The following is a 14,512-nucleotide window of genomic DNA, read 5'->3' as shown; positions in this document are numbered from 1 at the left end:
GATAACCTGGTCGCCTCAAGCGGGCCTGGTCTAACCGCGCCAGCGTCCGTCCTGCCACAATTGCGCAAGTGACATCGGGTAGTCGGGGAAGGAGAATTCGAAGCCGGCCGCCTTGAGTTTCGCATTCGAAACCCGCTTGTTCTCGCCGTAGAAGGAGCGCGCCATCGGCGTCAGCTCGGCGGTCTCGAAGGCCTGCTCCGGCGGCGGTTCGACGCCCATCAGCCGCGCCGCCTCGACGATCACGTCCTGCGGCGGGCCAGGCCGGTCGTCGGTGATATTATAGATGCCGCCGAGGCGATGGTCCGACAGGAAACGGCTCGCCGCACCGATATCCTCGACGCGGATGCGGTTGAACACCTGGTCCTTCTTGATCAGCCGCCGTGCCGTGCCCTTGTCCAAATTGCAGAAGGCATTGCGCCCCGGCCCGTAAATACCGGAAAGGCGAAGCACCGCCGCCGGCACGCCGCATCTCTCGCCCATGGCCAGCCAGCCCGCTTCCGCCTCGAGCCGCTCCTTCGAGCGCCCCGACACAGGCACGCACGGCGTTTCCTCGTTGATCCAAGCGCCCTTGTGGTCGCCATAGACGCCGACGGTGGAGAGATAACCGATCCATTCGAGGCCGGGCGGCGGGCTTGCGCCGTCTTCGCCGAGCAGCCGCAGCAGCGGGTCGGCTTTTCCAGGTGCGATCGACTGCACGAGATGGGTGATATCGGCCAGAGCCCGGCGCAACCCGTCGTCCATGGTCTCGCCGTCGAAAAGGAAGGCTTCGACGCCGTTTCGCCGCAGCGCCTCGATCTTGTCGGCAGAGCGCGTGGTGCCGGAAATGCGCACGCCGTCGCCGGCGAAGGCCTTGGCGATCGCCGTGCCGGAATAACCGCAGCCAAAAATCATCACATGCATCAGCCCACTCCCGCCAGCCGCCATTCATTCAGCACGTCGTCGTCAGTCTCATCGGCCTTTTGTGTCGCAAAGCCTGAAAATTCGCCAGCCTCCATCAGCCGCGACAGCGCCCACACCGCCATTCCCCGCACCACCGGCGAGGCATCGTCGGCGAGCCGCCGACATTGGGCGATAAGAGCCGTCTCGCCGGAATTGCCGGCGGCGATCAGCACATTGCGGATAAAGCGATCGCGGCCGATCCGCTTTACCGGCGAGCCGCTGAAGAAGGCGCGGAAGGCGGCATCGTCGAGCGTCAGCAGAAAGGCGATCGACGGCTCCTGCAGATCGTCCCGCGCCTTCAGCTTCATCTCGGAGGCCGCACTTGCGAACTTGTTCCACGGGCAGGCGGCAAGACAGTCGTCGCAGCCATAGATGCGATTTCCGATCAGCGGCCTGAGATCGGGGTCGATCGGCCCCTTGTGCTCGATGGTGAGATAGGAGATGCAGCGCCGCGCATCGATCTGGTAAGGTGCGGGAAAGGCGGCCGTCGGACAGGCGTCGAGGCAGGCGCGGCAGGAGCCGCAATGATCGGCCTCTTCGGCGTCGACGGCAAGATCGGCGGTGGTGAACATGCTGCCGAGAAACAGCCAGGAGCCGTGCGTGCGGCTGACGAGGTTGGTATGCTTGCCCTGCCAGCCGAGCCCGGCTGCCGCCGCCAGCGGCTTTTCCATCACAGGCGCGGTATCGACGAAGACCTTGACGTCGGCGCCGGCCCGTGCCGCAAAACGCGTGGCGATCTCTTTCAGCCGGCCCTTGATGATGTCGTGATAATCGCGGTTGCGGGCATAGACCGAGATCGCCGCCTTATCGGCCTTGGCGAGAATGCCGCGCGGATCTTCTTCAGGGGCGTAGTTGAGGCCGAAGACCACGACGGACCGCACCTCGCTCCAAAGGGTGCGCGGATCGCCGCGCCGCTCACGCGTCTCCGCCATCCACTCCATCGTCCCATGGCGCCCGGCATCGATGAACTGGCCGAGGCGCTCTTTGGCTTGCGGAATCGCGTCGGGTCGTGTGATGCGGCAGAGATCGAAGCCCTTGGCGGCAGATTCCGCCCGCACGAACAGGGTCAAATTGTCGCGGCGGCGGCGCTCTTTGTCATCTTTATCGGCTTCGGGCATGGAGAGCCCTCGTCAGAAATCCAGATCGGCATAATGCGAAACCGGCGTCAGGCCGCGCACCCGCTCGGTCAGCATCGGCCGGAAGGAGGGGCGCGATTTCAGCCGCTGGTACCAGTCCTTGACGACGGGCGCATCAGCCCAGTCGATCTCGCCGAGATAATCGAGGATCGAGATCGAGGCCGCGGCGGCAAGGTCGGCATAGCTCATCCGCTCGCCCGCCAGCCATTGGCGCGAGCCGGCAAGCCAGGTGAGATAGCGCATATGCTGGCGGATATTCGCGCGGGCCGTGCGCAAAATCTTCGAATCCGGGGCTCCGCCGCCCTGATCGGCGGTCATCTGTAGCTTGTAGACACGCTCGCGGGCGAGCGGCTTGGTCACGTCGTTTTCCATCTTCTGCATGAACCACTCGCTCAGCCGGCGGATTTCCGCCCGCTGGAAAGGGTCCTCGGCGAGCAGCCGCCGGTCGCGCTTCAGCACGCCGTGCGTCTCGTCAAGATATTCGGAAATGACGGTGGCGCCGCAGAGCGCCCGCATGCTGTCGTCGACATAAACAGGCAGCGTGCCGGCCGGGTTGAGCGCCAGGAAATCCCGGCGCTTCTCCCATGTCTGCTCCTCGATCAGATCCGCCTGATAGCCGTACTCGGCCAGGATCAGCCGGACGAAGCGAGATGCGGATGACATGGGATGATGATAAAGCGTGGGCATCGATACTCGAGCTTCGTGATTGCTGTTACAGGACTGTGTGGCAGCTCAGTTATAGCGCCCTAGTCATGACTCATTGGTTGAAGCTATAGGAGCTTGGCCCCGCCAATACAAGCGAATCGGATTTTACGCCATCTGACAATGGCGAGATACGGTCTAACGAACGAATGGAAGCGGCGGCCTGATCGACCCAAGCGGTCAGGCCCGACCGACCTTTAAACGGAGACAATGTATGGATTATATCAATGCTGCGCTTCTCGGTGTCATCGAGGGGGTTACCGAATTTCTGCCGATCTCGAGCACCGGCCATCTGATCATTGCGGAACAATGGCTCGGCCACCGGTCGGACATGTTCAACATCGTCATCCAGGCCGGCGCCATCCTCGCCGTCACCATCATTTACTGGCGTCGGCTGCTGGATCTGGTGCTTGGCTGGCGGGAGCCGGCCAATCGCGATTATGCCGCCAAGCTGATCGTCGCCTTTCTCATCACCGCAATCCTCGGGCTTGTCGTCAAGAAGCTCGGCTTCGAGCTGCCGGAGACGGCCACACCGATTGCCTGGGCGTTGATCATCGGCGGTTTCTGGATGATCTTTGCCGAATGGGCCGCGGCGCGCAAAGCCCCCCATAAGGAAATCACCTGGCTCGTCGCCATCCTGGTCGGCATCGCCCAGATCGTTGCCGGCGTCTTCCCGGGGACGTCGCGCTCCGGCGCCACGATCTTCGTCGCCATGCTGGCCGGCACCGGTAACCGCGCCGCAGCGACCGAATTCGCGTTTCTCGTCGGCATCCCCACAATGTATGCCGCAAGCGGCTATGAATTGCTGAAGACCTTCAAGGACGGCGGCGCGGCAAATGAAGACTGGACGGCGCTAGGCATCGCCTTCGTCGTCTCCACCTTCGTCGCGTTCATCGCCGTCAAATGGCTGCTCGCCTATATCAGAAGCAACCGGTTCACGCTGTTTGCCGTCTACCGCATCATTCTCGGCGCCCTGCTGCTCGGCATGGCCGCAACCGGCCTGATCGGCTGAGGCATCCCAACGCATTGCATTCGCGCGACTCCCGGGCGCGAATGCAAGGTGCCGCGTCGAGCTTGCGGGCAGACATGCGATCGCCGGCCGAGGGCCGTGTTTTCAGAGAGCAATATAAAAAGATAGGTGCCTGCTGCTGTTTGGAAGCGGGCAAGACCGGGCGTTCATTATGGAGCGTCCTGCTTCAGGCGCTCCGACCGCGACGTGTCTTTATGAAAGATGCCGGCGGCGGGGCCGGTCTTTCGTCAATGGCTGATCGAAGCCGTCGAGCAAGGATCGACGCCGTAGGCCGGCGAACAGCCGCCCTTCACTGCTGCGACCGAGCCGGACGCAACGAAGGAGCCTGCAAGGATAACCAGCGCCGCACTCGCAAACAGAAGCGCGATTGACTTGCCCATCGAGTAATGCCTTTCACAGTGATTGCCGCACGTGATCCCAAGCGTTGAGTCCGTTGGAAGACGCGCGGGTTTGGTAGTCAGTGGAATGGCAAATAGCAATAAATGTTCCTGCTAAATTTGGCGTTAATTCCACAAATTTTCCGATGCGTCTTTTATGCAACTGCGCCTGAGATGGGCGGCACAACAACATTTCAAACTTGCGCCAGCTTTGCTTGAGCCGGCAAAGGAAAACGCCGTCCGCGGCATGCGCGAACGGCGTTCTCCGGAAGCTTCGAAATTGTTCAGGCGGCCTTGCCGGTGCCGGTATACTGGCCGTGCGGACGATAATGCACGAGATAGGAGCCGAGCACCGATGCGGCCATGGTGGGCGCAATGCCGAGGCCCTTCAGCGTGCGGCCCTCCGCCCCAGCTTCCCGGGAAACGATGTTGTCATGCTTCAGCATGCGCACCTGATCCGGCGTGATCGGCGGGGTTATGAAAGGGATGAGCGAGGCGATGCTGCCGATCATCGACGCAATGCCGAAGGGCAGGGAGACCAGCGGGTTCTTGCGGGTCGTCACCTTCAGCATCATCTCGAGACATTCGCGGAAGCTCAGCACCTCCGGCCCGCCAAGCTCATAGATCTTGCCGCCGGCGACCTTGCCGTCGACGGCGCGGGCGACGGCCTCGGCGACATCCTCGACATAGACGGGCTGGAATTTCGTCTTGCCGCCGCCGATCAGCGGCAGAACCGGCGACATGCGGGCCATGTCGGCAAACTTGTTGAAGAAGCTGTCCTCCGGGCCGAAGACGATCGACGGGCGGAAGATCACCGCATCGGGCTTGACGGAGAGGATTGCGGTTTCGGCGCGGCCCTTGGTGCGGCCATAGCCGGACTCGGAATTCGCGCTGGCGCCGATCGCCGAAATATGGGCGAGCGTGGCGCCGGCGTTGCGCGCCGCTTCTGCGACCGCGCGCGCACCGAATTCCTGCACCGCGTCGAAGGTGTTGCGGCCGGTCTCGTGCAGAATGCCGACGCAGTTGACGACATGATCAGCACCGTCGACGGCGCGGTCGATCGAGCTGCGATAACGCAGGTTTGCCTGGACGAAGGAGATCTGGCCGACATTACCGAGCGGCTGCAGGAAGCCGGCGAGATCGGGACGGCGCACGGCGACACGGATGCGATAGCCGCGCTTGGCGAGCGCTCGAACGACGTGCCTGCCGACGAAGCCGGACCCTCCGAACACGGTGACGAGCGGCGGCAGGTTGGCAAGGGTCATGGCAGGCTCCTCGAAAGGCTTGGCGGGATGCTGTAACGGCTCCGTCTTAGCCCAATCCCGGCGCGACGGAAAGGCCTCTCGCACCGTCAGTTTGTGCGGATGCGAACTCGTTCAGATACCTTCGACGACGACCATTTCCGCATCCGCCGCTTCCTGGCGGATTTTCGCGGCGATCTGGTATTCCGGTGAATTATAGCAGTCGACGGCATGCTGCATCGAGGGGAATTCGATCACGACATTGCGAGCGCGCGCCTTGCCTTCGAGTTCGGTGAAGGAGCCGCCGCGCGCCAGGAAATTCGCGCCGTATTTTTCGAAGGCGGGCTTGGCCGCCGCCACGTAATCCTTATAGCGCTCGGCATCGCGAACGTCGACGCGGGCGATCCAATATCCCTTGGCCATGATCTTCTCCCTTTTGCGTTCGTGTCTGTCAGCGGTTTGCCGGCCAGCGCGCAGCAACCATTTCGTTGAGCACGGCGCGAGCGGCATGCCGGGGATCGGGCGCCTTGACGATCGGCCGGGCAACGACGAGATGCGTCGCCCCCGCCTTCAGCGCGTCGAACGGCGTCATCACCCGCTTCTGGTCGCCATGGTCGCTGCCCGTCGGGCGAATGCCGGGTGTGACGATCGCCATGTCGGGTCCGACGATCTCGCGCACCTCGGCCGCCTCAGCCGCCGAGCAGACGATACCGCCCATGCCGGCGGCGCGCGCCTGTCCGGCGCGGCGCAGCACCAGGCTGTGCGGATCCTGGCTGTAGCCGGCGTCGGCAAGGTCTTCGGCATCCATCGAGGTCAGCACGGTGACGCCGAGCAGGCAGAGGCCGGAGCCGGCCGCAGCCTCGACCGCGGCCTTCATCGCTTTGGGATAGGCATGCAGCGTCAGCATCGACATGCCCATCTTGGCGATGTTCTCGACGCCCGACGCAACCGTGTTGTCGATGTCGAGCAGCTTCATGTCGAGAAAGATTTTCTTGCCGCTTGCGGCGAGATCGCGGGCGAATTCGAGGCCGCCGGCAAAGACCAGCTGATAGCCGATCTTATAGAAGAGAATGTCGTCGCCGAGCGTGGAGACCAGTTTTTCCGCCTCGCCGATCGTTGCAACATCCAAGCCGACGATCAGCCGCTCGCGTGCGTCCATTTCAAGTCACCCCTGCCAGTCTTCGATGGGTGTCCAGTCGCATGTCAGGGCCAGATCCGCAAGGCCGAAAGCATAGAGATTGCCGCCGCCGCCCGGCTGGTCGCGGTCGCGGTCGATCGGCCGGCCGGCCAGATGGCATTTGAGCAGCGTGCCGACGCCGCCATGACCGACGAAGGCGATCGGCGCTGTCGCATCATGGGTGGCGAGAACGGCCTTCACCGCCGTAACGATGCGGGCCTGCGCATCGACGGCGCGCTCCCAGCCTTTGAAGCTTTCCTCAGGATGGGCGAAGAACCAGTCGGCCGCTTCCTCGAATTGCGGCGGCGGCAGGAAGCCGGTGGCCGAACGGTCGTTTTCATGCATGGCGTGGACGATCTCGATCGTCACGCCGGAAGCTGCCGCCAGAATTTCGGCCGTCTCGATCGCCTTCGTCTCGTCGCTGGAGACGATGCGCCGCAATTGCTTCGCCCAGCCGCTCTCGGCCGCCTTGCGCGCCCGCGCCGCGCCGAGATCGGAAAGCCCCCATTTCGGCACCGGCACGTTGGCATCGATCCTGACTTGCGGATGGGTGATATAGAGCCCGAACATTTCAGCCGCGCCGGTAGATCCAGAGCTGCGCCGGCGGGATGTTGCGCATGACGAAGTCGAAATGCTGAATATGGTAGCGGTCGGGATTGGCGGCGATCGGCGAAATTGCGCCATAGGAGATCTGCACCACCGGCCGGCCTGGCGGCAGGCGGTCGAGCAGGCTTTCGAGCAGCGAGACGCGCATCGCCATCGGGAAGTTCAAGAGCGGAATGCAGGAAATGACGCAATCGAACGTCCGATCGCCGAATTCACCCAGCGTCGTCTGGAGATCGAAGGCATCGCCGTTGATGAAGTGGACGCCGGGATAGGCGCGCAGCAGATGCTGGTGGAAATCCGTCGAATATTCGATCGCGACCAGATTGTCGGGCTTCACACCGCGGCCAAGGATCGCCTTGGTGATCGCGCCGGTGCCCGGTCCAAGCTCGAGCACCGGCAGTCCGGAATGCATGTCGATGACGCTTGCCATGCGCTTGGCGGTGATCGAGGAGGTCGGCACGATCGAGCCGACCGTCTTCGGCCCCTGCATCATGCCCCGGAAGAAACGGATTTCTTCATCGAATCTCTTCCCGAGCTGTTCCTTGACCTTGACCCTTAAGCGCATTCTCCACCCATCCGCATGTTGATCGACTGTCTTAATATGCCGCTTGTCGCTGTCGGGACAAGGATTTTCGCAACGAGGATACCGGCATCAACAGCTCATGCGGCTTTCGGCGCGGAACGCGGCATGAAATCGGCAAGCCTTTGGCTGAGATGATCGGCGTCAACGGGCGCGCGCAGCTTCTTGTCGGTATTGTCGAAATAGAGATAGACGTCGCGGCCCTTGTCGGACGCTGCAAGCGGCGCCAGCACTCGCGTCGCATTTTTCGGTTCCCCGCCGGTTGCCCAGGCGCGAATGCGTTCGGCCCATAGGTCGAGTGCCTCGTCCTCATAGCCGCTGACATAGAGTTGTTCGGAACCATGCAGGCGGCAATAGATGAAATCGGCGGTGATATCCATCAGCAATGGCCATTCCACCGTGTCGGCGCAGACGAGAGCGACATTATGTCGCCGGAGCATCTCGATGAAGGCAGGAGAGCGGAAGCTGCCGTGGCGGATTTCGAGCGCGTGGCGGATCGGCTGATCGCCGTCGCTTCGAAGCCAGGCCCGTCCCTTGACATGCCCGTCATGCCGCTTGGCGAGTGCTTTAGCCGCATCGCGGTCCCGCGGCAGCAGCGCTAGGAAATTTTCGAAAAGATCGGCATCGAATGCCATGTTTGGCGGGAATTGCCAGAGGATCGGCCCAAGTTTGGGGCCAAGCCGCAGCAGGCCGGAGGCGAGAAAATTGGCGAGCGCCGTCTCGATCTCGCGCAGCCGCAGCATATGGGTGATGAAGCGCGGCCCCTTGACGGCGAAGACGAAATCCTCGGGCGTTTCGTCGCGCCAGCGGCCGAAGCTTGTCGAGCGCTGCAGGCTGTAGAAGGTGCCGTTGATCTCGATCGAGGGGAAGCGCCGGGCGGCGTAGGAAAGCTCCTGCTTCTGCGGCAGGTCCTTCGGGTAGAATTGGCCGCGCCAGGGCGCATAGGTCCAGCCGGATACGCCGATGCGCACCGTCCCTGCCTTTTTCGTCATCGGATCCTCCGCTTTCACAGGAGGAGCAATCCTCCACTTCACAGGAGGAAAAACGGAGGCGAGCGGCCTTCGTTCCCGTCAAACGCGCATCGGCATCAGCACGTAGAGCGCATCGTCGCCGGCGGTGTCGCGGATCAGCGTCGGCGAGCCGGCATCGGCCAGCAGGAAGATCGCTTCCTCGCCGGAAAGCTGCGCGGTGATGTCGAGCAGGTATTTGGCGTTGAAGCCGATTTCCATCGCATCCGTGTCGTAGCCGACGGCGACTTCCTCAGTCGCGCTGCCGGAATCCGGATTGTTGACCGTCAGCATCAGCTGCCCCTCGGACAGCGCCAGTTTCACGGCGCGGCCGCGCTCGGAGGAGATGGTCGAGACACGGTCGACGGCCTGGGCGAAGGTCGTGCAATCGACGCGCATTTCCTTGTCGTTGCCGGTCGGGATGACGCGCTGGTAATCCGGGAAGGTGCCGTCGATCAGCTTCGAGGTCATGACGATCGAGCCGATGGTCAGGCGGATCTTGGCATCGGAGACTTCGACGGTGACGATCGCTTCCGGATTGTCGACCAGCTTCTGCAACTCGCCGACCGTCTTGCGCGGAATGATGATGCCGGGCATGCCTTCCGAGCCGGAAGGCGCATCGACATCGGCGCGCGCCAGCCGGTGGCCGTCGGTGGCGACGGCCCTCAGCTTCAGGTCGCCCTTGCTCTCGATCGTGTGGAAGAAGATGCCGTTGAGATAATAGCGCGTCTCCTCGGTCGAGATCGCAAACTGCGTGCGGTCGATCAGCATCTTCAGATCGGTCGCCTTCAGCTTGAAGGAATGCGTGAAGGTGCCGGCGGTCAGATCGGGAAAGTCGGATTCCGGCAGGCACTGCAGCGAGAATTTCGAGCGGCCGGACTGCACGGTCATCGAGCCGCCGTCGGTGCTGGTGGCGAGCAGCACTTCCGAGCCGTCGGGAAGCTTGCGAACGATATCGTAGAGAAGATGGGCCGGAACGGTGGTGGCGCCTGATTGTTCGACGCTTGCCGGCGTCGCCTCGGTGATTTCGAGGTCGAGGTCGGTCGCCTTCATGTCGAGGTTCTGGCCGTCGGCCTTGAGCAATACGTTGGACAGGATCGGGATCGTGTTGCGACGTTCGACCACGCGGTGCACGTGGTTCAGCGATTTCAACAGGTTTGACCGCTCAATAGTAATACGCATGGAATGCTACCGCTTTCGACCGTGACTGTCCGGGCGCATCGAGCACCCGAGGAATGCTTTCCCGATCTGGGACCGGGGGAGTGGACGGGCAAAATGGCAGACTTCAGCATCGGATTGCAAGAGGCATGCAGGGCCAAGCGCCTGCATTTGCGGTTTTCCCGGGCAATTCTCACAGAAATCCGAACCCTTGCCGAAGCCGTGCCGCTCGCCCATAAAGGCGCGACGACGGCGGGACGAAAGCAAATGGCATGAATGAGGAAACAACAGAGCAGGCCGCCACCCGGCGAAGCTTCCGCCTGCACAATATGGCGGTGCCGGCGCGGCCGCTGGAACCGGCGCTTTATCTGGTCGCCACCCCGATCGGCAATCTCGGCGATATCACCCTGCGGGCGCTGGAAACGCTGGCCGGCGCCGATGTGCTCGCCTGCGAGGATACGCGTGTCACCCGCGTCCTGCTCGACCGCTACGGCATCCAGAACCGCCCCTTCGCCTATCACGAATACAATGCCGACGAGGCCGGCCCGCGGCTCCTCCAGGCGCTCGAAGCCGGCCGCTCGGTGGCGCTCGTCTCCGATGCCGGCACGCCGCTGGTCTCCGATCCCGGCTATCGGCTGGCGCAGCAGGCGATTGCGGCAGGTTACCGCGTCATTCCCATTCCCGGCGCCTCGGCGCCGCTCGCAGCCCTTGTCGGCTCCGGACTGCCGAACGATGCCTTTCTCTTTGCCGGTTTCCTGCCGGTCAAGGACAAGGCCCGCCGCGACCGTCTCGGCGAACTGGTCGCGGCCCCCGCGACATTGATCTTCTTTGAATCGCCGCATCGCATCGGCGCCACGCTGCTTGCGGCCGCCGACGTGCTGGGCAGTGCGCGGCCCGCCTCCGTCTGCCGTGAACTGACCAAGACCTATGAAGAGTTCCGCCGCGGCACGCTTGGCGAGCTTGCCGCACACTATCAGCAGGTGGAAAACGTCAAGGGCGAGATCGTCCTCGTCGTCGGCCCGCCGGAGCCGGTGGAAACGCCGGAGGCCGATGTCGAAGCCGTGCTGGCCGATCTCGCAAAAACCATGCCGACGGCCAAGGCCGCGACCGAGGCGGCCCGTCTCACCGGCCTGCCGCGCAAGGTGCTCTACCAGCGCCTGCTGGAGCTGAAGGGCGCCGATGGGCGATAGGGATCTCACCGCCCTGAAAAGGAAGGCGCTGCGCCGGGGCCTGATGTCGGAATATGTCGCCGCCGTCTTTCTGATGCTGAAGGGTTACCGCATCCTGGCGCTGCGCCACCGCACCCGGCTCGGCGAGATCGATATTATTGCCCGCAAGGGCGATCTCGCCGTCTTCGTCGAGGTCAAGGCCCGCCATGGCGAGGCGGCGGCCGTCGACGCCGTCTCCGCCGTCGCCCAGAAGCGCATAAGGGCGGCAAGCGATCTCTGGCTCGCCCGCCAGGCGGATCAGGCCCGTCTGTCCCAGCGCTACGATATCGTCGCGGTCACGCCCGGCCGGCTGCCGCGGCACTTTCCGGATGCTTTCTGACCTCTCTTCAACCGATCGCTTTCCCGATCGTTAAACTTTTAGTCCCCGCGTGAACCAGGTTCTTACGACTGTCTGTTACCCAAATCTCGGTAGGGATAAAGATTTGGGGGTTGTTTCATGGCCTGGAAGCTGATGCTTGCAAGTGCGGTCGCCATGGCCGCGCGCTCGGTGCCTTATGCCGTGGCGAAGCCGGCCGGCAAATCCTTCGTCGCGCATGCGAGCGATCTCTTGCCGCTGAAATCGACGCCGATCAATCCGGACTGGATTATCAGCGGCAATCCGCAGGCCCGCACCGCCGAACATTCGCGCGGTCATGACGAGGCCTCGCTGACGGCGATCTGGGACTGCACGGCAGGCGAATTCCGCTGGTATTTCGGCTGGGACGAGACCGTGATGATCCTCGAAGGCGAGGTCCATATCACCGCCGAGGACGGCACCGAACGAACCTTGTGCGCCGGCGACGTCGCCTTTTTCGCCGGCGGCACCTGGGCAAGCTGGCGGGTCGACAATTACGTCCGCAAGGTCGCCTTCCTGCGCAAGCCCTTCCCCAAGCCGCTGGCGATCGCCTATCGCCTCCGCAACATGCTGCGCAATGGCGGCAATCAGGGCATCGCCGCCTGAACAGCGCAGCCGGTTAGGTGCTAGTCCGGCTGCGGTGGGGCGGTCGTTTCCCCCTCTAAAACCTCGCAGGCAAACAGGATCGGATTGTCGAGCTCAGGCGCGGTCTGCTTGTTCAACAGGACGGCGACCGCGGCGGCGGCGACGTCCTGGATCGGCTGCTTCACCGTCGTCAGGCGCGGTGTCGTCATGCTGGCGAGCGGGATGCCGTCGAAACCGACGATGGAAAGGGCTGCAGGAACCGGAATACCGAGATCATGCGCCGCCCGCATGCAGCCGATCGCCTGCTGGTCCGAACTGGCAAAGATTGCCGTCGGCCGCTCATTGCGGGCGCGGGCCAGAAGATAATTTCCCGCCGAACGGCCGCTCTCGTAATCGAAGGCCGCCTCGGCAATCAGCGGCGGTCCCGCCATTTTCGCGCCGCCCTCCGCCTGTTCCCCCGCCTGCTCGATTGCATCGAGATAACCCCTGAGGCGGTCGTTGGCGGGGACGGAGTGTCCGGGCCCGGAGATGAAGCCGATCCGGCGATGGCCGAGCTTCAGAAGGTGCTCGACGCCGAGGCGAACGCCCGCGCGGTGATCGGCGGCAATGCCGGAATATCCCGGCATCAGGCGGTCGACGACGACGATCGGCAATCCTTTCGGCAGCTTGAGCGTATGAAAATCATTGCTGGGAACGAGAATGATGCCGTCGACCTTCCGGCTCGTCAGCTGCTTGATCCGATCGGCTTCCTTGGCCGCGTGATCGAGCGAGGTCATGACGATGATGTTATAGCCGTGATTGGCCGCCGCCTGTTCCGCCGATTGCACGAGTTCGGAGAAGAAGGGATTGGTCAGATCCGGGATGACGATGCCGATCAGGCGGCTGACCTTGCTGCGCATGCTTCTTGCCGATGGGTCGGGCAGATAACCCAGCTCCCTGATGATCCCTTCGACGCGCGCCCGTACGTCCTTGGTCACGGAGGGGTGATCGTTCAAAACCCTGGAAACGGTGCCGGTGGAAACACCCGCAAGCTTGGCAACATCCCTGATCCCGACCTTTGACATGACAGAAATAGATGCCCTTCATCTTCGCCTGCGCAAGACACCCGAGGGCGCCCGATCCTGGCTTCCAGCTAATGGTCTTCAGGCCCCTAGTCAAAGGGCCGTGTCTCGATTCCGGCGGCTGAACATCAGAGTAGCGCCTGCCCGAAGGCATGGAAACGGTTCATCGTGCGCATGTCAATATGCCTCGAACGTGGTGATGCAGCGCGCTTCGTGGCGCAGTTTTGGCCGCTTGACAATTTTTGGAGGCGTGTTACCCATTTGGCGTTGGAAACGGTTCATTTGCCGCGGGCAACTCAGATGGAGCTGAGCCCAGGGCCGTTCGGGAGGAAAAAATGTCCAATTTTAAGCGTGAATCCGTCTTGATCAATGCACCGCGTCGTGCGGCCCTGAAGCTCGGCCTTGCCGGTGCCGTGCTGGCGCTGACCTGCAGCGTGTCGCCGGCCTTTGCGGCCGAGAAGCCGAAGGTCGGACTGATCATGAAATCCTTGTCGAATGAGTTCTTCAAGCAGATGAAGGCCGGCGCCGACAAATATGCGGCCGAGAACAAGGACAAGTTCGAATTCAAAGCCGTCGGCATGAAGGACGAACGGGACTTCGCCTCGCAGGTCGACGCCGTCGAGAACTTCGTCACCCAGAAATACGATATCATCGTCGTCGCACCCGCCGATTCAAAGGCAATGGCAACGCCGCTGGCAAAGGCGGTCAAGGCAGGCGTCAAGGTCATCAACATCGACGTACCCCTTGATGCCGATGCCAAGAAGAAGGCCGGCATCGATCTGGCTTTCTTCGGGCCTGACAACAAGGAAGGGGCAAAGCTCGCGGGCGATGCGCTGGCCAAGGATCTCGGAGCCGGTGCCAAAGTGGTCATCCTCGAAGGCAATCCCGAGGCCGACAACGCCAAGGAGCGCAAGCAAGGCTTCATGGACTCGGTCAAATCGGGCAAGCTCGAGCTTCTCGACAGCAAGACCGCCCATTGGGAGACCGAGGAAGCCAACACCGTCATGACGAATTTCCTGACGAAGTATAAGGATATTCAAGGCGTGATGGCCGCCAACGACTCCATGGCCCTCGGCGTCGTCAAGGCTCTCGATGCGGCCGGCCAGGCCGGCAAAATCAAGGTTGTCGGCTTCGACAACATCCCGCCGGTTCAGCCGCTGATCAAGGATGGCAAGATGCTTGCCACCGTCGAGCAGTACGGCGCGCAGATGGCGGTCATGGGCATCGACTATGGCATGCGCGAACTTGCCGGCGAAAAATTCACCGGCTGGGTCAAGACCGACGTCAAGCTCGTCACCGCTGCCGATCTGAAATAGTCGGGATCGCCGGTTGTAAAACCAAAGGAGCGCC

General features: G+C 62.8%; 18 protein-coding genes. 6 read left to right on the top strand and 12 right to left on the bottom strand.

The features are described 5' to 3' along the window. Nucleotides 1-30: 30 nt before the first annotated feature. From QMO80_RS11355 to QMO80_RS11345, 3 genes are read right to left on the bottom strand one after another with little or no spacing between them, the layout of a single operon-like run. The gene (locus QMO80_RS11355; RefSeq protein WP_283196711.1) at nucleotides 31-900 is read right to left on the bottom strand and encodes an SDR family oxidoreductase; all 870 of its coding nucleotides are present in this window, start codon (nucleotides 898-900) and stop codon (nucleotides 31-33) included. Beyond that, nucleotides 900-2,057, bottom strand: coding sequence for a tRNA epoxyqueuosine(34) reductase QueG (queG, locus tag QMO80_RS11350; protein ID WP_283196710.1), 1,158 nt, complete (start codon nucleotides 2,055-2,057; stop codon nucleotides 900-902). The genes QMO80_RS11355 and queG overlap by 1 nt, the downstream gene beginning before the upstream one ends. A gap of 12 nt (nucleotides 2,058-2,069) precedes the next feature. After that, entirely contained in the window at nucleotides 2,070-2,762 is a 693-nt protein-coding gene (locus QMO80_RS11345) for a glutathione S-transferase family protein (RefSeq protein WP_049730772.1), read from the bottom strand. A 229-nt stretch (nucleotides 2,763-2,991) separates the two neighbouring features. Between QMO80_RS11345 and QMO80_RS11340 the strand changes: the two genes are divergently transcribed. After that, nucleotides 2,992-3,789: an undecaprenyl-diphosphate phosphatase gene (locus QMO80_RS11340; RefSeq protein WP_283196709.1), complete on the top strand. Its 798-nt coding sequence runs from the start codon at nucleotides 2,992-2,994 to the stop codon at nucleotides 3,787-3,789. Between the two features lie 245 nt (nucleotides 3,790-4,034). On the opposite strand, the gene QMO80_RS11335 is transcribed toward QMO80_RS11340, so the two are convergent. The 8 genes from QMO80_RS11335 to dnaN form a co-directional block, all read right to left on the bottom strand. Continuing rightward, nucleotides 4,035-4,187: a hypothetical protein gene (locus QMO80_RS11335; RefSeq protein WP_003589084.1), complete on the bottom strand. Its 153-nt coding sequence runs from the start codon at nucleotides 4,185-4,187 to the stop codon at nucleotides 4,035-4,037. Between the two features lie 281 nt (nucleotides 4,188-4,468). Then, nucleotides 4,469-5,449 carry a complex I NDUFA9 subunit family protein gene (locus QMO80_RS11330; protein WP_283196708.1) on the bottom strand — a complete coding sequence of 327 codons (981 nt, stop codon included), beginning with the start codon at nucleotides 5,447-5,449 and terminating at the stop codon, nucleotides 4,469-4,471. A gap of 111 nt (nucleotides 5,450-5,560) precedes the next feature. After that, nucleotides 5,561-5,848, bottom strand: a complete 288-nt coding sequence (locus QMO80_RS11325; protein WP_283196707.1) for a DUF1330 domain-containing protein — start codon at nucleotides 5,846-5,848, stop codon at nucleotides 5,561-5,563. 28 nt (nucleotides 5,849-5,876) lie between these two features. Continuing rightward, nucleotides 5,877-6,584 carry an orotidine-5'-phosphate decarboxylase gene (gene pyrF / locus QMO80_RS11320; protein WP_283196706.1) on the bottom strand — a complete coding sequence of 236 codons (708 nt, stop codon included), beginning with the start codon at nucleotides 6,582-6,584 and terminating at the stop codon, nucleotides 5,877-5,879. 6 nt (nucleotides 6,585-6,590) lie between these two features. Continuing rightward, nucleotides 6,591-7,172: a histidine phosphatase family protein gene (locus QMO80_RS11315; RefSeq protein WP_283196705.1), complete on the bottom strand. Its 582-nt coding sequence runs from the start codon at nucleotides 7,170-7,172 to the stop codon at nucleotides 6,591-6,593. Between the two features lies 1 nt (nucleotide 7,173). After that, nucleotides 7,174-7,773 (bottom strand): phospholipid N-methyltransferase PmtA, encoded by a 600-nt coding sequence (gene pmtA, locus QMO80_RS11310; protein ID WP_283196704.1) that lies wholly within the window; start codon nucleotides 7,771-7,773, stop codon nucleotides 7,174-7,176. A gap of 95 nt (nucleotides 7,774-7,868) precedes the next feature. Then, entirely contained in the window at nucleotides 7,869-8,780 is a 912-nt protein-coding gene (locus tag QMO80_RS11305) for a DUF72 domain-containing protein (RefSeq protein ID WP_283196703.1), read from the bottom strand. Nucleotides 8,781-8,858: 78 nt separating this feature from the next. Then, the gene (dnaN, locus tag QMO80_RS11300; RefSeq protein WP_283196702.1) at nucleotides 8,859-9,977 is read right to left on the bottom strand and encodes a DNA polymerase III subunit beta; all 1,119 of its coding nucleotides are present in this window, start codon (nucleotides 9,975-9,977) and stop codon (nucleotides 8,859-8,861) included. Between the two features lie 93 nt (nucleotides 9,978-10,070). Between dnaN and QMO80_RS11295 the strand changes: the two genes are divergently transcribed. The 4 genes from QMO80_RS11295 (at nucleotide 10,071) to QMO80_RS11280 (ending at nucleotide 12,122) form a co-directional block, all read left to right on the top strand. Beyond that, nucleotides 10,071-10,229 (top strand): methyltransferase, encoded by a 159-nt coding sequence (locus QMO80_RS11295; RefSeq protein WP_283196701.1) that lies wholly within the window; start codon nucleotides 10,071-10,073, stop codon nucleotides 10,227-10,229. Then, a complete protein-coding gene (rsmI, locus tag QMO80_RS11290) occupies nucleotides 10,226-11,143 on the top strand; it encodes a 16S rRNA (cytidine(1402)-2'-O)-methyltransferase (RefSeq protein ID WP_049730764.1) in 918 nt (305 codons plus the stop codon). The genes QMO80_RS11295 and rsmI overlap by 4 nt, the downstream gene beginning before the upstream one ends. Continuing rightward, on the top strand, nucleotides 11,133-11,501 hold the full coding sequence (locus tag QMO80_RS11285; RefSeq protein ID WP_283196700.1) for a YraN family protein: 369 nt from the start codon (nucleotides 11,133-11,135) through the stop codon (nucleotides 11,499-11,501). Before rsmI ends, QMO80_RS11285 begins: the two co-directional genes overlap by 11 nt. A 117-nt stretch (nucleotides 11,502-11,618) precedes the next feature. Then, nucleotides 11,619-12,122: a cupin domain-containing protein gene (locus tag QMO80_RS11280; RefSeq protein ID WP_283196699.1), complete on the top strand. Its 504-nt coding sequence runs from the start codon at nucleotides 11,619-11,621 to the stop codon at nucleotides 12,120-12,122. 20 nt (nucleotides 12,123-12,142) lie between these two features. On the opposite strand, the gene QMO80_RS11275 is transcribed toward QMO80_RS11280, so the two are convergent. Beyond that, on the bottom strand, nucleotides 12,143-13,165 hold the full coding sequence (locus tag QMO80_RS11275; RefSeq protein WP_283196698.1) for a LacI family DNA-binding transcriptional regulator: 1,023 nt from the start codon (nucleotides 13,163-13,165) through the stop codon (nucleotides 12,143-12,145). Between the two features lie 332 nt (nucleotides 13,166-13,497). On the opposite strand from QMO80_RS11275, the gene QMO80_RS11270 reads away from it, so the two are divergent. Next, on the top strand, nucleotides 13,498-14,478 hold the full coding sequence (locus QMO80_RS11270) for a sugar ABC transporter substrate-binding protein (protein WP_283196697.1): 981 nt from the start codon (nucleotides 13,498-13,500) through the stop codon (nucleotides 14,476-14,478). Nucleotides 14,479-14,512 lie beyond the last annotated feature (34 nt).

The sequence above is a fragment of the Rhizobium sp. BT03 genome (assembly GCF_030053155.1).
Classification (GTDB): Bacteria; Pseudomonadota; Alphaproteobacteria; order Rhizobiales; family Rhizobiaceae; genus Rhizobium.
Note: the sequence above shows the minus strand (reverse complement) of the source record. Positions and strands in the feature narration are given on the sequence as shown.